Genomic DNA, 24976 nt, shown 5'->3' with positions numbered 1-24976 from the left:
TTAAGTGTTAAAAAATAATACAATTTCTAGTGATTTTCTCTGTCCAAATACGCTTATGTCTAATCGCATGTTTTGAGGAAATCACATAACTATCCATACCCTAAAAAGACTAAGGGCTATAAATCATTTGGTGAATGATTCTTTCAAAAAGTTATTAAGTAGTCAAGTAGTTTGGTTTATGTCAAGGTCAGTTTTTGCCAAATATTCTGTAGGCATACATCCATGATACTGTTTGAAAGCCGTTGAGAAATAAGATGGTGAATTAAATCCAGACATATATGCAATTTGAGCAATTGTATATTGTTTTTCTTCTAGTAATTCAATGGCTTTTTTGAAGCGAATCCTTTTAATAAAATCAGTAACAGACTCGCCAGTAATAGCTCTAACTTTTAGATAAAGGTTAGAACGACTCATCCCAATTTCACGACTAAGCTTTTCTACTGAAAAGTCAGACTCTGAAAGATTTTCTTCAATAATTCTCATGGCCTGTTTCAAGAATTTTTCATCTAAAATATTAAAGGCAACATTTTCAGGAATAATATCCTTGGAAGCGGAGTAATATTCTTTTAATCGTTTTCGAGAATGCAAGATATTTTGAACCTTTATAGACAGCAACTTAATGGAGAAAGGTTTAGTAATATAGTCGTCTGCACCGACTTCAATACCTTTGATTTGTTGTTCTGTCTCGGCTCTGGCAGTTAATAGAATTATTGGAATATGCGAGGTCTGAATATTCTTCTTAATCTTTATACATAAGTTAATTCCATCTAATTCAGCCATCATAATATCGCTTATGATTAAATCAATTTGTTTTTCATTCAGCTCAGTTAATGCTTGATTACCATTACTTGCAGTTATTACATGATAAAATTGCTGGAAATATCTAGCAAGGTAATTGAGAATCTCGGAGTTATCATCTACAATGAGTATTGTTTCTTTTTGTGGTAATTGAACATTTTCTCCCCAATTCTCATCCAATAACAAACCTGATTTTGGTATCCAAGTATCTTCAAAAGAGGCATCAATAATTCCATTTGATCGAAGCATATCATTTTGATAAACCGTGCTATCAAGTGGGAATTCAAATGAAAATGTACTACCAAGCCCACAGACACTATCAACGGTAATTCTACCGTGATGTAACTCTGTCAGATATTTAGTAAAAGCAAGACCAATCCCTGAACCTAAGTTTGTTTCCTTAGCATCTATCTGGTAAAATCGCTCAAAGATTTTTTCAAGATATTCTTGCTGAATACCAATTCCATTATCATAGACTTTAATGACAACATTTTTTGAAGATACGATCAATTCTATTTTAATTTTACCATTAAAATCCGTGTATTTGAAGGCATTAGATAATAGATTAAACAAGATTTTGCCAATTACATCTTTATCAAAAAAAGTAATGATACTCATCTCTGATGAGATGAAATCATAGCTAATATCTTTGCGTTCAGCAATAGGTTTGAAAGAATTATAAATCTCTTTTACGAAAGTTACCAAATCTGATTTTTCTACACACAATTTTAAGGTACCCGCCTCTGCCTTTCGAAATTCAAATAATTGATTGACTAAATGATACAGTTTTCGGGTATTGGATAGCATCAATCTATATTGATTTTTCAGATAATTATCATTCACTGGCTTACTCATTATCTCTTCTAAAGGAGCCAGGATTAATGTTAAGGGAGTTCGTAATTCATGAGATATGTTAGTGAAAAAATCTGTTTTTACCTGATTGATATAATTGATTTTATCTCTTTCGATACGCTCCTGTTTCAGTTGTTCTAGCGTGATAATTCGCTCAGATATATTTCGGTAAACAACATATCCAAAGCTTAAAATGAGTAAAAATAAACTACATAAAAATAGAGAACTGGCATACCAAGCGGGTAATATTTCAATATTTATTGTTCTGAGTGTACTCATTTCACCACTTGGTCCAATTGCTTTTACTTCAAAAACATATTCACCTGTACCTAAATTACTATAAGTTACTTTGGGGGAATTAGTGAAATACCATTTAGTATCAAAGCCTTTTAATCTAAACGTATATTTTGTGCGACTTGCCGAGATATAATTAAAAGTATTGAATATTATCGAAAACTGTTTTTGATCGTGTTTCAAAATTAAGTTTGTTGAACGATCAATATGCGCACTAAGAATATCATTTTCATCATTTGGAATTACTATTTTATCAAATAATTCCAAACCAGTAAAACTTAATTTAAGCTTCAAAGGGCTTTGTGAGATAGTTTTTGGGTAAAAGTAAGACAAGCCATTGATGCCCCCAAAAAGCATCATGCCGTCTTTAGCTTTACAAAAGGCATAGATGTTAAATTGCTTGCTTTGAAGACCATCGTTGGTATCAAACCACTTGGTTTCTTTGGTTTCTGGATTAAAACACCCCAAACCGTTATTAGACGAAAACCATAAGTTCCCCACTTCATCCGTTAATAATCCATAGATAGTTCCTTGTGGAAATTCAGGCCTTTCTTTGAACGAAATAAAAGTTTGATGTGCTTCATCAAACAAATTAAGCCCGTATCGTGTAGCAATCCAAATTCTCTTTTTCGGGTCTTCGGTAATACAATTAACGACCTCGTTACTAAGCATAGAGCCTTGGAATACATTAAACAAATCACTTTCAGGATAAAATTGATTTACACCGTTGGTTGTACCTATCCAAATACGGTTCTTTGAATCTTCCATTAAAAAAGAGATTTCGTCAGAACTAAGGCGTTTACCCGCAGCATCAAGTAAAATATGTTTAAAAGTATTATTTTTTGAGTCAAAAAAATCAAACCCTGTTCGTGTACCAACCCAGATACGAGATTTATGATCTTTTAGTAAAGCATAAACCATATCACCAGCAATGCTTCGGTCATTTTTCGGGTCTTTTTTAAGGACTGTAAACTTACCTGATTTTACATCCAAAATATTCAATCCAGAATTATGCGTTCCTAACAGTAATCTATCCTTTTCATCAAAAACGAGACTTTTAATATTGTTCGAACTCAAGCTATTTTTATTAGCTTCGTTATGAGTATAATAGCTTATGCTATTGGTTTTTGGGTTCCAGTGGTTTAGGCCTTTGTCGTTTGTTCCAATCCAAAAGCTTCCGCCTTTATCTTGCTTTATTGTATTTACTACTTGGTCATTCAACGACACCTTACCCATATTTTGGTTGAGGTTATTAAACTTTAAATCACTTGAATGATAATAATTTACCCCTCCATAATATGTTCCAAGCCACATACCGCCTTGTCTGTCCTTGAAAATGGAACGAATAGAGTTTTGGCTGATTGTATAGGGTGAATTTAGCTGATGGTAATAATTTTGAAATTGTTTAGAGTCTTTATGCAAAACAGATAATCCTTTGAAAGTGCCAATCCAGATATTTCCAGTAGCATCTTTACTGATACCTCTAACATCGTTATTGGCAAGGCTTTGAGCATTACCTACCTCGTGAAGGTAATTATTTACAGTTTTTGTTCTCAAATTATAATTAAATAACCCATTACCTTCTGTCGCAATCCATAATGTGCTATTATCTATCATAATATCATTTACAGATGATGGCGAAACCTCTGAATCGAATTTAACTTTATATAAGCGATTTGTATTCGGCGTTTTGGTATATAGCCCCACGTTTGTAGCAATATAAAGTCTGTCATTGTAGAATTTAAGACAATTAATACTTTTGATACCATATTTGATACTATCAAAAAAAAACTGTTTTATAGTGCCTTTGGTAGCATCAATTACAAAAATTTCGCCTGAATTGGTACCAATCCAGATACTCTTATCCTTTCCTTCAGTAATGGCTGAAACAAACCATTCACCAACAAATTTGCGGACAGGTTTGTAATTGATAAACTGATTTGTCAAATGATTGTACTTACTTACTCCTCTGTCCCCACCAATCCATACATGACCATCACTATCAAGAAACGTACTCTTTAAGTAATTAGATTGTAAGCTATTTGCATCACCATTAATAGGATGATAAACAGTAAAAGCATAGCCATCATAACGATTAAGACCATCTTGAGTAGCCATCCAAATAAACCCCAAGGTATCTTGTGTAATTGAGTAAACAGTGCTCTGCGATAACCCATTGTCAATCGAAATACTTCTAAAGTTATATGGATAAATTTGACCCCAGAGGTTGAACTCTGCTACAAAAAGCATTACAAAAAATATGTAGGCTTTAAAGTTTATCATGGAAACAACTAGTTTATGCAATCTATAAAAAATCAATCAAGCACAATTCTATGGTTATGCTTAATGAAAGGCAATTTAGGGTATCAAAGGGTTATTATTAGTTTAAATATTGATTTATTTATTTCAATATTGATGAATATTATTGAAACTGTTTAAACTTTCCGCTTGTGCATGTAAATGCTTGTATTTTTATAAAATTGTAATTTTGAATTTATTAAGCTAAGTATATTAATACAATAAAAAATCGTAATACCCATTTCTATAAGACTTTACTACGGTCATAAGAGAAAGTTTAAACAGTTTCATTTTCTTAATCAATTATTACCAAGATTTTCATAGGTCTTTTTGTTATCAATATTTTTTGGAATGTTTGGCAAATCATCATGATATTCAAGAAATAGATTTTTATATTTTTTATAGAACTTTTTCACGAGAGCGACATCGTTTCCGGCAGTAATCGGAGAACGCTGTTTATTATAAGTAATAATGTAACTTTCTTCAAAATCCCCCAATTTATTATAGAAGTCATTTGCTCTAAAAGCTTCTTTGCCATATTGTTGAGGTAATTTTTGCTCTGAATATATAACCCCAGTATCTAAAGAATTTTGTAACATATCATAAAACATTTTCCAACGAACTTTATAAAAACCATCAATCAAACCACTCCATTCACGCCAGGCATAATCAAAAATTGTTGGGACTTTTCCTTCATACCCCCAAATAGTAAGTAACGAAGTGGCGTCTTTTTCAAACAAATCTTTTTCTTCAGGTGTGTTACCCCAACTTCTTGCATCATGAAGCCATTTATCAAAATTATACACTGAAGTACAACGGAGCATGCGGTCGGTATCTTCTAATAAGGCGATAAAGCGTTGAGAATGTAATTTAAATGCCTTTTTATCATTGCTCCTATATGCTTGAATAGCTTTTTTATGGATAGTTTGTCCTAAATTAGTCATTATCTGCCTTTGGATATCTATCAAATCAAAGCGATAAGGGCTAGATTTTTTTAGTTTATCAACGTCCTCTAAAAGGAGTTTTTGAGCGTCATAAAGTAGTGCTTCAGAATAAGGAATTTTGAAGCCTGCATTGGGGCCTGATTTTTTGACATCTAAGGCAGGGCGAGCAGCTATAATTGAGCTGTATTCAAGTTGATTTGTACCAATATTATATGGTCCTTTTAATAATAGTTCCCAAGCATTTTGAGCATTGACAGATGTTGAACCATACCTCCTTGTAGCATAATTTTTTAACCATTCATGTACATTGATTGACCCAGAACGATAATTCATCTCAAAAGCAAGGTCAAAAAATACAGTATTATGGTTAATCCCCTCCATAAAAAAACCTGTTCCACAGAGGTTTGGAGCTTTAGCATAAAGTAATTCGTACTGATTTTTAGCCATTAAATTTAAATCTCCGTGTAGATTAATTCTTCCACCAAAGTTGTGAAGTGTTCCATAGATAAAAGGGTATCCCCAAAAATTCTCCGTTTTGCTGTTTTTACCTCCTAAATCTAAAATTAATAAGTCATTTTTAGGTACAGCCATGACAATTTCTTTGCGTAAACTCCAAGACTGCATTACCCAAATTGCATTATTATTAACAGACTTGTATAAATTATAAATGGTAACACCAACTGCATTTAGGTATTCTGGGGTATTGATTGGAGGGGCACTTTCATGGAATGGATCAGCGGCATAATAATTATTTTTGCCAAATAGTTTTTCTTCTTCTTTCAAAAACTCTTTGCCAAATCGTTCAAATAGCTCGTCGGTTGGGTCAATTTGTGCTGCTCCCTTGTTAAACCCACCCCAACCAGATTGAAAGGCAATTTTTGATTGTGGGAATTTTTCTTTCATTTCACGAGGTACGTAGCCTGAAAATCCTTGCATAATTGGAGTCATTCCCAACTCACGTTCACGTTGAAGTATTTTTTGACCTAGTTTCAAGTGACTGTCAATCCATGATTTAGGCAAAGGACCACCATAGCTTTGAATATTTTGCATCCATTGCCAAGCTAAGTGAGCTGGACCAGCCAAGAATTTGCGAGCTTCAGTATCAGTAAAATTGAATTTTAAAAGGGTATTATACCAAACCGCCTCTAAGCCTGTCACAGCTAGGGGCATATTAATACCATTCATAGCCATATAATCAATTTCTTGTTGCCAACGCTCCCAATCCCACCATGGAGCAGAGTAACTTAATGTACAATAGTTCATGTACACACGGTGTTTACCATTGATAACTCCCTTTATTGAGTTAATTGGAAGGGGAAGTTTTGACGGTAAATTTATTTGCTTACCCGTCCATGAAATATGGACATTACAAGTGTATTTTAAATAGTAATTTAAAGCGGTTGCAATTGCTACACCTGTATTACCTCGTAACAGAACTTTGTTGTCTTTTACATTAATTTCATAGGTATCCTGCAATGTATTATTGGGAATTTCCTCTATTATAAATTGACTACTATAACCTGGGATTACCCGTTCAATGAGTTCATAACTGAACTTTACAGGGTTTGAATACCCAGTTCCAACAGATAGCAGAGTAGCGAAAAAGGTAATGTATTTGATATAAGGAGTTATTTTCATAAAGATTATTTTTATTGATTGTGATAGTTGAAAAAGAGAGTATATTAGTAAAAGACTTAAATAAGCCTTTTACTAAAAATTTCTTGAGCTATTCCTTACAAACTAATAACTCTGCAATACCAAATTGAGGTTCGCAAGATTGTATTTGAATTCTAACTTTACTAGCTTTTAATAGAGGAAAATGATGAAAACGGATACGATTAAAATCCTCCTTAATGTTGATATTTCCCCATTTTTCACCATCCCAATATTGCAGCTTGTATGCTTTAAGTTTAGTTTTAGCTTCAAATGGTTTGCCATAATCAGACTCAACGATACCAATTGTGTTAAAAGACTTTGGCTTGTCAAAAATGACCTCTAAGTAGGATTTTTTTTCATATATTGAAGGAATCCAACATGTTTTAAAATCATCATCTGTAGCCATATCAGAAATAGCTATATCTTCTGCCCAACTTGAGTTAGTCCTCTGTTTTTTGGCAAAATTAGTGGTAGTGAAAGGCTTTTGTACTACAATCGAATTAGATGGTAATTTACTATGATCCCAAATTTTGCCAATTTTATTTAATTCTACTATTACATTATTGTCAAGTAGCCCATCTCGATTTGGGGTTACACTTAAAAGGAAATTACAATGTACTTGATTAAGTGGAATTAAATTATCGTTGACTAAGAATTCTGCCTTTTTTACAATTTCGTTTGGACTACTTTTTTTCCAAAACCAATTAAGATTGATAGGAATGCCTGCTTGTGCGGGTAGATTATTGTGTTTTCGAGAAATTAATTGACCTGCATTCTGCTCGTATTGTTTTATGTCAGAATAGAATAGGTAATCAGAAGGGTATTTTGCAGCATTATGATCAATAACTAAGCAATTGGGTTGTAAAGACTTTACTAGTTTATATATTTCACTGAAAGAAATTTCATCGTAACTTATCCGAGACCATGGCGAATCCCATCCGTCTATGAGTAAGGTATTAATCTCTCCATATTTTGTTAAAAGCTCAGTTAGTTGCTTTTTAATAAATTTATTTTTATGCTGATTTACCCATCCTGGTCTTATGTTGTGGTGGATGTCAAGAATCGAATAATATAATGAAACCTTAAGACCCTTTTTCCTGAATGCTTCTGCAAATTCTTTTACAATGTCTCTTTTAAAGGGGCTATTCATGATATTATAATCAGTGGTTTTAGTATCCCAAATACAAAAACCACTGTGATGTTTCGTTGTAAGACATCCATAAGTCATTCCTGCTGAAGCAGCAGCGTCTGCCCATTGCTTACAGTTTAGACTCTTTGGATTTATAAGTTTTGGTGATATATTGGGATTAGCCCAGTCATGGTCAGAAAAGTTAGAACTGCCAAAGCAAATAAGCATTCCAAAACGAAGATTCAAAAATTCTTTTTGTAGCTCTGGAAGAGTTTTTTTTAGCCCACTATTTATAATGGGACTATAGTTTAAAGCCTTCAGACAAGGTATGATAATTACTAATATGATGGCGATTACTAAAAGTCTTTTTTTCACTGTAAAGTTTTATTTTTGCGTTTTGATACAATATTTTTAAGGTTCATCATAAAAAATAGCTAACAGACCTCTTCAAAAAGCTTGGAAGCTAATGAAACATTTTGAATTTACTTTTGGGATGTACTTTTTAAGCGATTTTAACCATAATTCAGCATGTTTTTCGAGTCCAAGTACAGAGAAATGAATACCATCATGCCTATAATATGACTTGTCTAATTTGTCTGTATTCGCTCCAAGAAATATATCTTTATGGATTTTGGTAAGTGCTAATTGTGCTTCCTGTATAGTTGGGTCAATTCCTAATTTCTTTTTAGTTAACGAGTTTTCACTAGGATGATAACTTGCTATTGCAATAAAGATGGGTGCATTCTGGTTATTATTTCTAAAGGTTTCACGAACACTTTCAAATCTTTGGATATAGAGTTCTTTGCTTGTATTCCTTAAATTATCTGATTCTCCCTGATGCCATAGGATATAGTCAACTATTATACCCTGTGTATTTAAAGCCTTGATTGTTTGTAAAACAAGTTCATTATGCTTGCCACCTTTCGCCCATTGAGCAACCTCTGTTGAACCGATACCGATGGGTACAATTAATATTTTTTTTGCAAAATTTTCTTGAATCAATTTATCGGCGAGTCTAGTCCAGACAGATCCTCTATTGTTATCAGCACCAAGCAATGGGTCTTTTGCCTTAAACATTTTCCCTTTATACCAGTTGTACACATCTTGTTTGCATGTGTACATACCTTGACCATAATTGGCTGAATTTGATTGTCCAAAAGTAAAGATTACAGTAAAATCTTCGTTGTTAAATTGTTTAATATCAAGCGTATCGCCTGCTGAAAGTTTATTAAATGAATAAACATTAGGACTACTAATAAATCCTAAAGCAAAAACGATAAAAAACAGAATTACTATTTTTGATATATCTACTTTTTTCATAAAAGATTTTGATAAAATAAAGTACATTTTGCTAGAATAGCCTTAACAAAGCCCATTCATTTTTATCATAGGCTTTGAGAGGATACTTTATTATATTCTTTCAAAGCCTATGTTCTATTGTGCTTATTACTTTAAAAACCCAGCATTAATCCAATTGATACTCACGTCTTTTACAGCTGTTCCTGTAGGCCTTGAAACCAGTTTTATTTGTTTGTATCGGCTTGTTAGTGCTATATCAAAGTTCCATTTTTGCCCAGCTTTGAGAGCAGGACTTCTTGATAATTCCACAGGAGGTTCACCCATCTCTAACACATCACCAATAACTACAAAAGAACAACTATAATTTTTATTTAATGGGATACTACTATCAACTGTTACCGTTGAAACGAACTTTTTTGAATTATCAGGAATATTATACTTTACATCAAGTGCAGGGACTACACTGATACCATTTAAGTTTGACTTTCCATCCAAAGAGATTGGAGCGGCATAAGTAGTTTGATTAACCTTAACTGCACCTGCAATAGGTTTTAAGTCTGAACAAAGGATATTTGGAAGGGGGGGAGTCGCAGGCGTTGGATAATTTAAAGGCATATCCACCTTTACCGTAGAAGTTTTACTCCAATTTCCATTCCAATCTTGAGCCTCAACACTGTAAGTATATGTTTTTCCTAGCTCAACTTGTCTGTCAATAAACTTTTCAGCAGATAATTCTCCTAGTAGCTCCCCATTCTTAGTGATTCTGTACTGGAATTCAGTAGCATGATTCCATTTAAGTGCTACTTGATCAAGGTCTAAATTAGCTTTTAGTTCAATCTCTCTAGCTTCTTTCATATTAAGGTTTCCTTTTTTAAAGTTAATAGTCCATTTAACTTTTTGAGAAGTCGGAGATAGTAAAGTCACTCTTATTACGCCACCTTCTTGAAGAACAGATGTTTTAAGAGATGGGGCATCAGTTGATACTTTATCTACCACTAAACCACTATTATTTTTTGAAACAGGAACCACTACCCTTAGTTCATATACGTCATTAGCTAATACCTCACTAATCCCGCTTAGTGTATTTTTTGAGCTGTTCCATTTCTCGTCGGTCATATCAATAATACCTTGAGTTAAATGTCTTGAAGTACTTATAACTTGGGGGTAATCCCGTTCAGGTTTAATCGCAATAATTCGGCAAGCACCAGGAGTTAACAAACCAGATATTTGACCATCGAAAGGTGGGATAAATCTATTTTCCCAAAAATCAAAACCAACATACTTTTTAGCCTTAGGTAAATTTACTCGACTTAAAGAGCAAGTAACATCTGAATAATTATCTTTATTAAAATTGAACAAGCCAATAACATCTTTTCGACTAGCACTAATGGAGTCAGACAAATGCCAAACTTTAGGTGGATCATTCTCTAGATAATCAACAGGTCTAACTGTTTTTAAATTATGTGAAGGCATTGTTTTTCTTAATAAATCAAGGCGGTCAGCAGGTAGTTCAGCATATTGTTCACTACTACCGTGTAATGATCCTGTGATAGATATCCACGATAGAGAAGTACGTGCTATCTCAATCGGAAGGCTAATACGTGGGTATCCTGGATCTGGATCATTATACCAAACTCGTTTATTCAGGAAATATAAGCGAGATGAAAATTGAGGGCCAATTACAACACCTCGCAGAGTAGCAGCATTGTCTGGTCCAACTCTCATCGCATCGACTCTACCCATAGACGGGCCAAAAACTCTCATGTTCTGAGTTTGAGTACAGCCTAATAGGAAAACATCTTTTCCAGCAGCCTCTCTAATCGTCTCTAAACCTTTAGCAAAAGCTTCGATGGGTGTGATGTTTGGATTATATCGAATCTGCATACCTAAGTCATCATCTTTATATTCAGTATTTACATACTGGAGTCTTGTACCTGTTCCAGTCCATAAACCATCCATCTTAAAATACTTATAACCCCATTCTTTTGATAAACGATTTGCTATAAACCCAACATAATCTAGTGCCTTAGGATTTGTTAAATCTAAACAAGTTCCTCCCCAACTAGCATCAAAAGGTGTTTGACCTTTTGCGAAAGTTGGTTTATTCTCAATTTCTATCTTAGGAAAGTGATTATCATTTGATTTACCTTCTTTTAGAAACAAATCCATTTTATCTTTCCAATATTCATCATACCATGAACCTGCAAAAGGGATATACCAAATTCCTGCGGTCATTCCTTTTGAGTTGATATAGTCAGCTGTTTTCTTCATACCCGAAGGATAAGCACCTGTTGGGTTTGCTTTAGAAAAATCCCGATGAGGGCCATTGTTGCGAATACCAGATTGCCAATAGTCATCAATTTGCATCACATCCAGACTATACGGTTTTAAATGTTGTGAAGCAAAATCCGTATTCGCAGCTATTTTCTTTTCATCAGATGCTCCACCATGATACCAAGTACAATAAATAGTAGGTTGAGGTAATAGTTTGATTTTCATGTTTTTGGCAATTGCATCTGCATACGTTTCTAATCCAGTTCTAATATCAGTATCATATCCAACAACTAAGATTTCAGAATCTACAGATTGTCCTGAAGAAATTCTCAAATCACCATAGTCGATACTTGCCTTTAACTGCAACTGATCTTTCAATTTGTTAGAGAATACAATACCACTTCCACGATTAGCGGTTAACCAAGCAAAAACGACACCTTCATTATTTTTTTGATTACCAACAGCCAAATACATATAGCTTCCAATATTGGTAGTTGCTGGTTTTAATCCAGCAGAGCTTATTGTTTTATAATCTGAAAGATTACCAGGTAAAGATAGTTTCCCCTCTAACAAAGCTACTTTATCAATTTTCATCTCTTGAGAAGATTGATTTCTGATAGTCTTCTGAATTAATACAAATGGTAATGTATTAAAAACAGATACCTTAATACTATTATCAAACCGATCCCAAATCGTCAATTCTGTTCCTTTACCCCATGGCTGTTGATTGATTTGATTTACCTGTGTTTTTGCTTCCTCATCAAGATTTAGAACAATATCATCCATAAATAACTTGTTAGATGGCTTGTTAAAAAAGGAGAGCTTTTTATGCTGATAAACAACGCTAATTTTTGAGTTTGAAATGTTAATGGGGTTAGCAAATAATATCGTAGGAAATAGTAATAGTATGGCAATAATATGCTTCATAACTTTTTTTATTAATTTAAGTGAATGAAAATATTCAAACTTCTGGCAATATAAGATGCTAAGTATTCGGAAGTTTTTTAGTTAAACCTATAAGAATTTGTATCATTAACTACTAATAAGAGCTTTAAAATCAAATCCTTACAGGTTTATATTCTCAATTAATTTAACCTTAATACTTATAAACTAATTTTAAAAGTAACAGCACTTTTAGAAGGCCAAGCCTCAAGAGGTTCTATCACTAAACCATCTGATTCTTGTTTCCACTTTAAAGGTTTCTTGCTACCCAATAAAGTAACAGAACGAATCTTTTCACCTGCTAAGGTTTGTATTTTTATACTTGAGACAGGTAAACCAAGACAAATAGCATATAAAATATCTTTTTTAGTAGTAAAACGAATATCTTTTTCAGTATAATCTTTTGCTCTACGAATCCCTTTAAATGGAGCTAATGAAGGTCCTTCTCCAAATACTTTCCATGGACGTGTTCCATAAATTGCTTCACTATTTATAGACATCCATGCCCCCATGTCTTTCAGTAATTGCTCTGCCCAATCATCAATCGTACCATCTGATTTTTGAGGAACATTCAATAATAAATTTCCATTTTTCGATACAATATCAGCCAACATCACGATAACGTCGCTAGCGTTTTTTTGTTTCCATGGTTCTTTCGTCCAAAACCATTGTGCGAGCGTTTCACAAGTTTGCCATGGTAAAGGATTAATTCCTTTCAGTGAACCCTGCTCTACATCTTGTACACCAGCACCCTCAATATAATTTCCAAGGTTGTTTTTTAAATCTTTATAATTATATACGGCATCTAATTTACCTTTATGCCACTTCATATTTTTGTTGTAATAGTCAGCCATAAAATCAAGACCAACCTTTTCAAACGGAATACCACCATCAGTATAAACCAAATCAGGCTTATAATTATCTATTAAATCTTGTACTCGATTAAACCATTCTTTTTTCCACCAAGCTGGTGGATTTATCGGATAAGCAGTACTCTGGTCTTCATGCTTCTCAAAGTATAAGCCTTTATATTTTGGATCATTTCCATCATAAGGGATGCCTGCCTTTGGCCCTGTTTTATCACTGTTATGACTAGCATTCATCCAGTTATATGCACGAACCATGTGTTCACTTACACCAAAGCGTAAGCCTCTTTTTAGAGCTGCTTTTTGCCATAAACCAACAATATCTTTTTTAGGACCATAATTGACAGCATTCCACTCATGATACTTAGAGTTCCATAGGTCAAAGTTATCGTGGTGACTTCCCATAGAGACAAAGTATTTAGCCCCGGCTTTCTTAAATAAATCCATTAATTGATCAGGATTAAATTTCTCTGCCTTCCACATCGCAATAATATCCTTGTAGCCAACTTCAGAAGGATGTCCATAGTTTTTTAAATGATATTCATATTCTCTTGTTCCAGGGATATACATCTGACGAGCATACCAATTTCCAACGTATCCTGGCACTGAAACTGCTCCCCAATGCGACCATATCCCAAATTTTGCATCTCGAAACCATTCTGGACACTGATACTGCTTTAAGGATTCTTCTGTTGAAATAAATTTACCTTTAGCAACATTTAAGTCTAAATCCTGAGCATGAGACACTCCACTTATTAGCGAAGTAGTTACCAAGACTAGTGCTTTTAGAATATCGCTTTTAATACTTTTGTGAAAGTTGAAATGATTTGACATTTTGTGTTGTATTGTAATAATGAATTTATTGTTATGAATAGAATGTATTTGATGTGGGTACTGTAAACATCAAATACATTCTAATGGAGTCCTACTTCTTTATAAACTTTAGTCGTGATACATTTACACCACTCACAATATTTACAAAATATATTCCTGATTTTAATTCGCTTACATCTAAACTAAATTGTTTGATATCTCCGCTAATAAATTTATTCAAGATTATCCTACCATCAATAGCATATATCGATACATCAATATCTTTAAGTATTCGTTTTAGGTCAACTGTAATATTATCTGTTGCTGGATTTGGAAAAATGATGTCGCTTTTAACTTGGTCGCTATTAATTGAGATAGTCTTAGAATCCAAGATTTTACCATCTTTTGAAATCGCATTTAGTCGATAAAAGGTTTCAGATTCAATATTTTCGTCTATTATACTATAAACAGCGTTTACAGAGCCTTGGGTAGCATATATTTTTGCTTTTGGTGAGAAAGCATTCAAATCATTACTTTTTTCGATGACAAAGCTTTCAATTGCATGCCCATCAATTGTTTCCCAATTTAAGAATACAGTACCTTGTTTATTTTCTCCGCTAAAATCAAGCACTTTTGCTAATGAGTTTTGTGATTGACCAGTTGTTAAATTTATCTTATAAGCTTTACCATCCACTACTGTAAGTGCCAATTTAGTAGTATTACCAACCTGAGTTAAGGTAACGCCTGGATTATTGCCATCAAGTTGAAATAAACCATTCAGTGTAATCTCATAGCCAAATGAGCCACTTTCTTCATGATCTATGTTTACGACTGCATCTGAGTCTTTTCCACTTTGCCTGTGCATATCAGGGTCACTTATTACTAATTTACATTTACCATCTGATTGTTTTTTTAACATTACTAAGGAAGGGATGTTGACTTTATTGATTAGAGTATCATTCAAATTGGCTGTTGAATTAAAAATAGCATAACCAACTGTTTGGTCTCCAACGTGTTTAACAATATGAGCAATACTATCTTGTCTGAGAATTGAAATTGGACAAGAACTCGGATTACTGTAAACCGTTTCCTGACTAAGATTTCCTTGCAATAACATGAAATAAGCGTAACTGCTGTCTTTAGGAGCAAATCCATGGTTGATAACGGCAGCATACATTGTATCTCTTTTGATAATATCGACCTTCCCCCTTTTAACAATATAACGAATACCTAAATTATCTCTGATGATTGGTTGATTGATGTTATTTTGAGAAACTGTCACATCGGTGCCATTAACCTTGAAGCTTTCACCAGTCTTCACTACTTGCTGTAATAATGTTGTCTCTGTACGATCAGTTTGGGATTTATTCTTTATTCCGCTTCCTAAACAAACAACAGTATTTCCGAATGCGAAATATGATTTTGTGGCATAAAATGTAGTATCAAACATTTTATCGTGTAGCTTCATAGAAATCACTGATGTAGTATCATTTAGAGATACTCCCCCTAAAAATGATTGATCTGAAAAGTTTCTATCAGTGCCTGAAACAGACGCTAATGGTGCAAGAGGTAAATATTTGTAAGTTGTGCCAGGAAATCGGCTCCAATCCCAAACTCCAATAGTAGTGCTGTAATTATTATTTCTTCTTTTTGTAATTAAATCAGTGTAATCAAATTGTCCATACCCTATATAGCGGTTATAAAGTCCCTCACCTATTGTAGTCCCTGCTTCATAATCCCAAACATATTTACTAAATCCTTTCACTGAAAAATGAAATGTAGGTGAACGGTGTACTAATGTACCTGCATAAGGAAAATATGTGGCTTCTTGTGGGTTTAATTCCTCAGGAATTGTAGTAGCTGCTGCTTTTAAACATACTTCAATTTCTCCCAAAGTATTCAGATTCCCTACACTATTTCCAGTTGACACGAATTTCTTAACAGGGTTCACTGTTGGTTTCCATAGTCTTTTGAATGCCCCTATAAGTGCCGTGTCAGGTTGATTTTTTGACAGACCCAGCATTGCAAAAGCTGGGAGTAGCTTTTGTACTACTTCTGTTTGTAACGGAAATCTTCCAGTTAAAGATTTTGGGACGTCATAGTAGGATGATAGAGATCTATAAGCCAGCAAGGCTTGCTTTAAATTATTATATGTTGTTTGAGAAAGTTCAAAAGGTGTACCTCTTAAAAGATAATAATACCACACCGAAGCATATAGCATATCATTATAATAGGCAGAAAAATAGGCACCGCCATGATGATATCCTGTATAATCTGGTTTTAATGTCTCTCCGAATCCATGCTGAAGCGATAAAGCCATGTTCAAATAGTTGACAACTGGCTTAAGTGCTGCAACTTGCTTAACAGAATCAGCTTGCAATAGTGCGAAAAACATTTTAGGATATCCTAGATTTCTGATAAAATCTGCATTGTCTCCTATTTTCATACCAGGCTTATTTACATACCCATAAAAACTTTGCCAATTAATGGTATTCAATTCTCTTGCTAAACGTACAGGATCTAATTCTTTCCTCATTATAAACATACTATGAAAATAATTGTAACTTCTAAGCATTTCATCGGCAAATACACCAAGGGCACTACCATCTGCCCATCCTTGATCGTGTAAATAATCTATTTGATTTAGCCACTGTGTTTTACGCAATGGATTATTATTTAAGCGATAGTCCATGGCTAATGGATACATTGAACCTGTGGTCACCTTATTGAAGTACTTTATAGGCGTACCGTTTGTTGGATTAGCATTAGAAATTGCAAATAAACCTGAGCCTGTAACTGTGCTGTCGCTCCCTATGCTTAGATTTAAGTCATCAGGATTAGCATTATATGCCCAAGTAATATGACTTGTAATTGCATTTTTTCTACTAATAAAATTCGATGAAGTAGCATACTGTCCAGTACCTAAGTACCAATCTTCTAAGCGTTGAATGATTGTCTTTATACCTTGTACTTCAGCGCTCGTTGGTGTTGAAGTTGTTGGGATATTTCCATAAGCTCTTACACCCATATAGTCATGAACAGTCGGAGCTTGGACAACGGAATATTGTGCATCGGAATTTCGTTTCCAAGATACACTGAGAGGGAATTCCAATCGATCAAAATAAAACTGACCACTACCTGTGGCTGGTGCCTGAATCACCATTTTGGTGAGGGTAGTCTTATCATGCCCCATATCAGGTACAAAACGAGCCATTAAGCACCGCCATCCTTTAAAATTCAAATTAAAGTCAATATGGCATTTTACTTGATTTGAGCTATTTAAAAAATTTAAAACCAACTTTCCTGTAGTGCTTGGTGTAGTATTATATATCCATAAATGTATTCCTTGTTCACCTCTGAAATGAGAAGAAACCGTCGATAATCCAGCAGGATTATCGACAGTTAGCGAACTACCAGCAGTCCATGCCCACTTCAACGATTTTGTTCCTAATTTATATTTCAAAGTGGATGATGATAAAGTACCTCCTGTAGTTGTCCAATTACTTGGAATGGTTCCATCTTCGAATGAAAAAATTTGTGCACATAACAAATTACTAATACAACACAAGGTTGCAATGAAAATCCATTTTATTTTTTTCATGATAAATAGTTATTGAAAGTTAAAAAAGATAAATATTCTTTTATTAAATGATAGCAACTTGTTTTTTTAAGAATGGTGTGTTAGCAATAGAAAAAATATAATTCTTATTTTTTAGGACATTCATTTTTCTAACAAAAAGTTAACATTAAATAAATTCTTAATCTGCTAGCCTTAAAATAATATAAGTTAAAGAGCCCATTACATTTATAATTAGTGGTTAGGAATTCATAAATGTAAATGGCTCTTTGTAATCTTTCACTTAATCTGGACCACTTCACAAAATGCGTTTCATGGATTTACTTATCAATAGTTATATCCTGGGTTCTGGATTAGTTTTTTGTTTTCTCTTAATTCTCGCAATGGAATGGGATAAAGTTCATGTTGATTTTGTGTAAAGAATTGGGGTGCGGAGAAATTATACTTTCCGAGTAATTTTGGGTTTTTTGTCTGAAAATCAATAACTTCCTTTAATTTATCTCCAAGAATATTCCATCTAATCAGGTCTAAACGCCTAATCCCTCCCTCAAACATCAACTCTCTTGCTCTTTCATCTTGAATATAGCTTAAAAATTGTTGTTTGTTCAACCCTACAGGCATATCAACTGTCACATTTGGCGCTATTATCGGCTTTCCGTATCCTCTTCGACGTACCTGATTAACTAGTTCATTAGCTTCGGCTGTTGAACCGCCATTAATTTCATTTAGTGCTTCTGCCCTCATTAATAATACATCTGAGTATCTTAACACTACGAAATTAATATTAGTCATGGTTAAGTTCTTAAATTGGTCGTCCGTCTGGTAAATTCTACTCCATTTTCCAGCAGTCCAGTCATAGGATTTATCGGCGGGAATTGGAACTCTCACACCCGAAGAATTTAAGGAGTAAGTAGCAATTGAAATATCTCTTCGCAAGTCTTCCGTTTCAAATTTGCTGTATGCAAAGCCATGAGTTCGAGTCCAAGGTGCTACTCTAGCGTATACACCAGCAACAGTAGTAAGCCCATTGCTTGTGCCAACAAATCCATTCGTTAATACACCTTGAATAGCTACTAGATCTATTTCAAAAAGATTTTCTTTAGGGTCTAAAAGGTATTTGCATTGATTAATAAAGATTTGTTCATAATTAGGGTTAAGTCTATTTTTTCCTGATTTTATTAATTCATCAGTCCATTTTAACACTTCATTATAATATTCTTTATAATTATCTGGTCTTCTTCGAATACCATCCTGATCAAGAGAGTACCCACCTCTAAATAATTGTACTCGAGCTAACATACCCATTGCTGCGTTTTTAGTTGCTCTTTCACTAACAGTAACTTGGTCGTTCCAAGGCAAATCAGGAATAGATTCTTCCAAATCTTTGACAATTTGAGCATATACATCAGCTTTGGGTGTGCGGGGCATTTGAAAATCATCTCCTAAAACACTAGAGCCAAGTTTTAGGGGAACATCACCAAAATAGCGTACTAAGTTAAAATAATATATAGCCCTTAGAAATTTAACTTCTGCTTCAAGCTTGGCTTTTGTAGCAATATCGTTAGGATTTGCAGTTGGAACTTTATCAATATTTGCTAACACATCATTTGCAGTATTGATACCTGTATAGCATACCCGCCAAAAACTCTCTATTTCTGAGAAATTTGCATCAATTGTATAATGAGCAATCCCTCGAGCACCTGTACTTGCACCAGCACCTAGGAAATGAGAAAGATCTGTACCATTATCAAAAGCTGTAAACAAAACCTCTCCATGACTAGCTCTAGTTTGTAGAGAAGCGTATACATTCAATACTGCTAAATCTAGTCTTTTCACATTTGTATAAAAACCTTCAGTTGAATATTGTCCGTATGGATTTTCTGATAAATCGCAGGAATCCATTGTTATCAGTAAAAGTGAAATGAATAGTAATCTCTTTGGGAAGAAATTTTTCACTAATTTATTTTGGTACAAAAAAATTGTTTTCATTATCGTGATTTTTACAGCTAATTAGAAAGTTAATGATAAACCAACAACACCTGAACGTACTCTTGGATGAGCCCCCCAATCAAGACCAGGTGTAATCGCACTTGCATTAATTGATACTTCAGGATCTAAGCCTTTGTAACCTGTTATCGTGGCAATATTGCTAACGGAAATATATATACGTAAATTGCTTGCCTTAATTTTCTTAATCCATTTCGTGGGGAAAGTATAACCAATTGAAATATTATTGATTCTCAAAAATGAACCATCCTCAACAAAATTAGAGTAAGTTCTTCCTACTACCATCCCATTGATAGTAGGCTTTGTAGCATTCTTGTTCAAATCAGAAAGTAAAGCCCAATCTTTAATAAAACTCCCATTTTCATCATAATATCTGTAACGACTCTCAAAACCATCTTTAAGCACGTTCATATTACTGAACCATAGATTTTCGAGATTATACCTTACTCCATTAAATATATTATTTCCATAAGAAAAGTTTAAGAAAACAGACATGTCAAGTCCTTTATAACGAAAAGTATTTGAGAACCCTCCATAAAACAAAGGTTGTGCATTACCAATAACAACTCTATCAGTGCTAGTAATAAATTTATCATCCGAATTATCCATATTTTTAAGTTTAATCAGACCGGGAGTGGGGGATACACCTTTCTCGACAGCAACATCTGATTTTAGCGTCCATTTTTTAGTAGTTTCACTATAGTCAAAATCATCGGTCGTGTAAATACCATCGGTAAGGTAACCATACATCTGTCCTAATGGCTGTCCAACTTTTACAATATAGCCAACGTTGCTGTTTGTAGCTTCGAAAGAATCAGCACCATCCGCCAAAGAGACAACCATATTTTTATTGAAAGTCATATTCAGAGAGGAATGCCATGAAAATTTAGTATTTCTAACAATATCCGCATTAATATCAAATTCTACACCTCTGTTGCGTGTTGAGCCAATATTTTTCATTACTGATGTATATCCAGATGAATAAGGAATATTTGCATTAAGAAGTAAATTACTAGTATTGGTTTCATATAAATCGACAGTTGCAGTTAATTTGTCGTTAAAAAAGCCTAGATCAAAGCCCAGATTGGCAGTTGTGTTTTTCTCCCAAGCTAAATTTGGATTACCAAGTTTTGCAGTACCATAAGTAGATACAGCTCCGTTATTAACGCTTACAGGCTGTCTGCTATATAAGTTAAGGGATAGAAAATCAGCGATATTACTATTTCCAGAGATTCCGTAACTAAAACGAACCTTTAAGTTTGAGAATAGATTTAAATTTTTAATAAAAGATTCATCAATAGCTCTCCAAGCCACAGCACCTGAAGGAAAATACCCCCATTTGTTATTAACTCCAAATTTAGTTGTACCATCTCCTCTCAAAGTTGCTGTAAGCAAGTACTTTCCATTATATTGATAATTAAGTCGTGAGAAAAAGGAATAAGCTCTGTTCTGGCTTCTTGTTGTATTTGGAGCAAGCGGTACAACTCCCATAGCCATATCATCCACACCAAAATTAATATCAGGGAATTTAGATGAACTTAAACTCAAAGAATTATATTCATTAATGAGTGCTTCTTGCCCAATTAATACTAAAACATCATGTTTTTTATCAAAGATTTTAGAATAAGATAATGTATTATTATAGACAAGATTATTAGAATATGAATGAGCAATAGAACCATTTGGCCCTCCAACACTTGTAGCAGCAGAATGTCCTGTTGCATAAAAAATATCATTTTCGGCATCTCTGTAAGTATAATTTATAGCACCTCGATAAATAATATTTTTAGAAAGTTTATAGTCAACATTTAATCCACCTGTTAAAATTATATTTTTTCGGATATTCGTTTCTCTAGAAAAATTTGCAATCGGATTGGTAAAAAGGCTAATATTACTAGGGTCTACAACTCTAGCAATTGAATCTTCGGGGGCATTAATAAACTGATCTAAAGGTACAGTTATTCCAGCGGTTGGCTTAAAGCGTAACATTGCCACCATACGACTCCCCAAGTCAGTCAAGGATGGTCCTTGAACACTTTGATTACTATAACTGCTATTTAGTTTTACGTTAAGGTTTTTACTCATATTGGTATTCAGGGATAATCGTAGGGTATTTCTACCAAGACCACTGTTTATTTGAACACCCTCTTCGTCATTTCTGGTGTAAGAGATATTATATTTTGTAACTTTGTCACCACCGACAATATTGATACGGTGCATTTGCGTAAGTGGTGTAATTCCAAATGTTTGTTTCTGCCAATCTACACCCGAGCCTGGAGGATAGTTTTTGTCAATATCAGCGTAGGCTCCATACCTAGCAATAACTAATGATGCGTCATTACCTCGAAGTCTTTCAAATTCTAAACGAACAAAATCAGCAGCATCTAATACTTTTAGATTATTACTTACTTTGTTAAGGCCATAGTAATTTTCGTAAGTTATGCTTGGTTTTTGTACCCTAGTACTCTTGGTCGTTACAATAATTACACCATTCGCACCACGAGAGCCATAAATAGCAGTAGTAGAAGCATCTTTGAGTACCTCAATAGATTCTACATCACTTGGAGCTATACCCAATAGACCAGATTGCGAGGGAATTCCATCAATTATAATCAAAGGAGAATTATTTTGCGTAATTGAAGTTCCACCACGAATATTGATATTAACAGTAGCATCAAGTTCTCCTGAAGCCTGTGTAACCTGCATACCACTAACTCTACCTGCTAACATTTGTGAAAGATTTGTTGCAGGAACGTCTTTTAATTGTGATGCCGAAATAGATCCAACAGGGCCAGTCAAATCTCTTTTTTTGGTTGTTGCATATCCAAGTACTACGACTTCGTCCATATCAACAGCTGAACTGTGCATAACCAAGTCTATTTTTTGTTTACTATTCACATCAATAGTCTGTGATTCCATTCCAATATGGGAAAACTTCAATTTTGATTTTTCATCACATCGAATGGTATAATTACCTTCAGTATTTGTAATTGCCCCTACGGATGTACCAACAACTAATATTGCAACGCCAATAATTGGTTCTCCTTTCTCATCTGTCACATTGCCTTTTACCAAAAATTTACCTTGGCAAAAACAATTAAAATGAATCATGAACAGCATGATAATCTGTATTAATAATAAATTTTTTTTCATTAGCGTATTTTTCATTAGGGTTAAATAAATAAAATGACTCTAAATTTGATTTTAAAATATTCGATTATAATTCATTTGGCTGACATTGAGTTTCAGTTTACATATATAGATAGGCGTTATGTTTGTAAGAATGATTTCTTACTATTATTCTAAAGCTTTAGCTTTGATACTTGTGGTTATGTTATTTAATAAACTATTAAATTTTTACGCTGTATAGATTTAATTATCAGTGATTTAGGAAAAGGGAGAGTATTTTTTATTTGTGGATAGCCTCGTTGTTAGATTTTTTTAAAGATAGTTAGTCTTGTTAAATTTGCTTTATATATCGTTGTAAACCTTCTAAGTAATAGTAATCTGCATAATTTAAAGGAACGTCAACTTCGGATGTATGGGGAAAAGATCCGACAGAATGTTTTAGAATATATCCATTGTTTTCTCCTTTCTGTGCTAAGTATGAGTCGCTTGATAGTGTTTTTAGTATATCTTCTGCATACTTGAAATACTTTTTTTCATTTCCTCCAATTCGGTACAATTCCAATAAAGCACTAGCTGTGATAGCCGCTGCAGAGGCATCTCTTGGCTCGTTTGGAATCTTTGGTGCATTATAATCCCAGTAAGGGATTTTATCAGAAGGGATAGAAGGGTTATTCATAATGTATGACGCTATTTGTTGAGCTCGTTTTAGATATTTAGGGTTCTTTGTTTCTCTGTAGCAAACGGTATAACCATATAGTGCCCATGCCTGTCCTCGTGCCCATGAGGAAGAATCAGCATAACCTTGAAATGTGCCTTTACTCTCAACTTTACCTGAATTTGGCTCATAACTTACTACATGATAGGTGCTCATATTTTCCCTAAAATGATTATTGAGCGTTTTATTAGCATGACTTATTGCTATATTTTTATAAATAGGATTGTTTGTTTTTTTACTCGCCCAAAACAATAGTTCCAAATTCATCATATTATCAATAATTACGGGATATTTCCATGCTCCGAAATCCCAAGATCTAATTAAACCAACTTTGGGATTATATCTAGAAATCAATGATTTAGAAGAATTAATTAAGATAGCATTATCTCCATTTTTCGGTGCTAATCTAATGGCATTGCCAAAACTACAATACATCATAAATCCAATGTCATGATTACCAGTATAGTATTGAATTTTTTGTAAGCCGTTGGTAAAATATCGAGCTTCTTTCAAAAAATGTTTATCACCAGTTAATTCATAACCATACCAAATTGAGCCCGGGAAAAATCCAGAAGTCCAATCAAAACTATTTACGTAAGTAACCGCACCATTTTTAACAGATCTAGGATAAGCAACTGTATCATAAGTTAATTTTGTATTTTTGCAAAGTAATTTTAATTGAAATGAGGCCGTTTCAATTCCTTTTTTCAACCAAGTGAAATCTTTTTTAATAGGAGTCTTGTGAGACATTGAAAAACCTGAATTATTTAATATAGCAACAAAGAGCAAGCTTAATATAAGTTTTTTTTTCATGCTGATAAAAAGAAAATAATGATAAATATTTATTTTAGTATTTTGTCTTGATTAAGATTTATCAAAATTCTTCACATCTACTTTAAAAACCTTTCTTTATTGTTGAATATCCTTTTGAATTTGTTGAAATTGATATATTTTAAGGCTAAATATTAATATTTAATGATTGCTTCTGCTCTTTTTATCTGCCTTACTACTTTCAACGAAAAGCAAATCATCATCTGACTTCATAAACTTATAACTTAATTTTAGTTTTTGAGCTCCCTTAATTACAAGTTATTATCAATCCATTCAACCTCAAACATTTTTAAGTACTAGCTATCAACCATTTTAATTCATAAGATTATAAATCTTATCAAGATTCTTTCAGGTAGCCTCTAAATTTTGGACATTACGCTGCATTCAAGACAAAACCTAAAGGTTATAGCACAAATTTGAAAGAGGAAAAACCAACAAACTGATACATTTGTAGTCCACTGAATAAGTCTATGGTATATTAATAAAAGTGCCAAGTCCCTTCTTATTAAAATGTTAGTCAGGTTGCGTTCGATAATTATTTAATATAAACTT

General features: G+C 33.6%; 10 protein-coding genes. All 10 read right to left on the bottom strand.

Annotated elements, in window-relative coordinates; all coding sequences use genetic code 11:
* Positions 1–162 precede the first annotated feature (162 nt).
* The 10 genes from HNP25_RS05870 to HNP25_RS05825 all read right to left on the bottom strand — a co-directional run bounded on the left by HNP25_RS05870 (position 163) and on the right by HNP25_RS05825 (position 24406).
* Complete coding sequence (locus HNP25_RS05870) at positions 163–4227, bottom strand: hybrid sensor histidine kinase/response regulator transcription factor (protein WP_221432414.1); 4065 nt, start codon at positions 4225–4227, stop codon at positions 163–165.
* A 314-nt stretch (positions 4228–4541) separates the two neighbouring features.
* The gene (locus HNP25_RS05865; protein WP_184131762.1) at positions 4542–6824 is read right to left on the bottom strand and encodes an alpha-N-acetylglucosaminidase; all 2283 of its coding nucleotides are present in this window, start codon (positions 6822–6824) and stop codon (positions 4542–4544) included.
* Between the two features lie 88 nt (positions 6825–6912).
* Positions 6913–8346, bottom strand: coding sequence for an alpha-L-fucosidase (locus tag HNP25_RS05860; protein ID WP_221432413.1), 1434 nt, complete (start codon positions 8344–8346; stop codon positions 6913–6915).
* A gap of 72 nt (positions 8347–8418) precedes the next feature.
* A complete protein-coding gene (locus HNP25_RS05855; RefSeq protein WP_184131759.1) occupies positions 8419–9291 on the bottom strand; it encodes a sialate O-acetylesterase in 873 nt (290 codons plus the stop codon).
* A gap of 126 nt (positions 9292–9417) precedes the next feature.
* Positions 9418–12471 (bottom strand): NPCBM/NEW2 domain-containing protein, encoded by a 3054-nt coding sequence (locus tag HNP25_RS05850; RefSeq protein ID WP_184131756.1) that lies wholly within the window; start codon positions 12469–12471, stop codon positions 9418–9420.
* 176 nt (positions 12472–12647) lie between these two features.
* Positions 12648–14186 (bottom strand): alpha-L-fucosidase, encoded by a 1539-nt coding sequence (locus HNP25_RS05845; RefSeq protein WP_184131753.1) that lies wholly within the window; start codon positions 14184–14186, stop codon positions 12648–12650.
* A 91-nt stretch (positions 14187–14277) separates the two neighbouring features.
* Positions 14278–17766, bottom strand: coding sequence for a chondroitinase family polysaccharide lyase (locus HNP25_RS05840; RefSeq protein ID WP_184131750.1), 3489 nt, complete (start codon positions 17764–17766; stop codon positions 14278–14280).
* Positions 17767–18069: 303 nt separating this feature from the next.
* Complete coding sequence (locus HNP25_RS05835) at positions 18070–19731, bottom strand: RagB/SusD family nutrient uptake outer membrane protein (protein ID WP_184131747.1); 1662 nt, start codon at positions 19729–19731, stop codon at positions 18070–18072.
* 21 nt (positions 19732–19752) lie between these two features.
* The gene (locus HNP25_RS05830) at positions 19753–22917 is read right to left on the bottom strand and encodes a SusC/RagA family TonB-linked outer membrane protein (protein ID WP_184131743.1); all 3165 of its coding nucleotides are present in this window, start codon (positions 22915–22917) and stop codon (positions 19753–19755) included.
* Between the two features lie 292 nt (positions 22918–23209).
* Positions 23210–24406: a glycoside hydrolase family 88 protein gene (locus HNP25_RS05825; RefSeq protein ID WP_184131741.1), complete on the bottom strand. Its 1197-nt coding sequence runs from the start codon at positions 24404–24406 to the stop codon at positions 23210–23212.
* Positions 24407–24976: the final 570 nt, after the last annotated feature.

Origin of the sequence: Arcicella rosea (assembly GCF_014204325.1) — a bacterium.
GTDB lineage: Bacteria > Bacteroidota > Bacteroidia > Cytophagales > Spirosomataceae > Arcicella > Arcicella rosea_A.
The sequence above is the reverse complement of the archived record's forward strand: the minus strand, read 5'-3'. Positions and strand labels throughout refer to the sequence as shown.

Bases quoted from the DNA above. Each gene is read 5' to 3' on its own strand.
- HNP25_RS05870 (WP_221432414.1), bottom strand. From the start codon at position 4,227: ATGATAAACTTTAAAGCCTACATATTTTTTGTAATGCTTTTTGTAGCA.
- HNP25_RS05865 (WP_184131762.1), bottom strand. From the start codon at position 6,824: ATGAAAATAACTCCTTATATCAAATACATTACCTTTTTCGCTACTCTG.
- HNP25_RS05855 (WP_184131759.1), bottom strand. From the start codon at position 9,291: ATGAAAAAAGTAGATATATCAAAAATAGTAATTCTGTTTTTTATCGTT.
- HNP25_RS05850 (WP_184131756.1), bottom strand. From the start codon at position 12,471: ATGAAGCATATTATTGCCATACTATTACTATTTCCTACGATATTATTT.
- HNP25_RS05845 (WP_184131753.1), bottom strand. From the start codon at position 14,186: ATGTCAAATCATTTCAACTTTCACAAAAGTATTAAAAGCGATATTCTA.
- HNP25_RS05840 (WP_184131750.1), bottom strand. From the start codon at position 17,766: ATGAAAAAAATAAAATGGATTTTCATTGCAACCTTGTGTTGTATTAGT.
- HNP25_RS05835 (WP_184131747.1), bottom strand. From the start codon at position 19,731: ATGAAAACAATTTTTTTGTACCAAAATAAATTAGTGAAAAATTTCTTC.
- HNP25_RS05830 (WP_184131743.1), bottom strand. From the start codon at position 22,917: ATGAAAAATACGCTAATGAAAAAAAATTTATTATTAATACAGATTATC.
- HNP25_RS05825 (WP_184131741.1), bottom strand. From the start codon at position 24,406: ATGAAAAAAAAACTTATATTAAGCTTGCTCTTTGTTGCTATATTAAAT.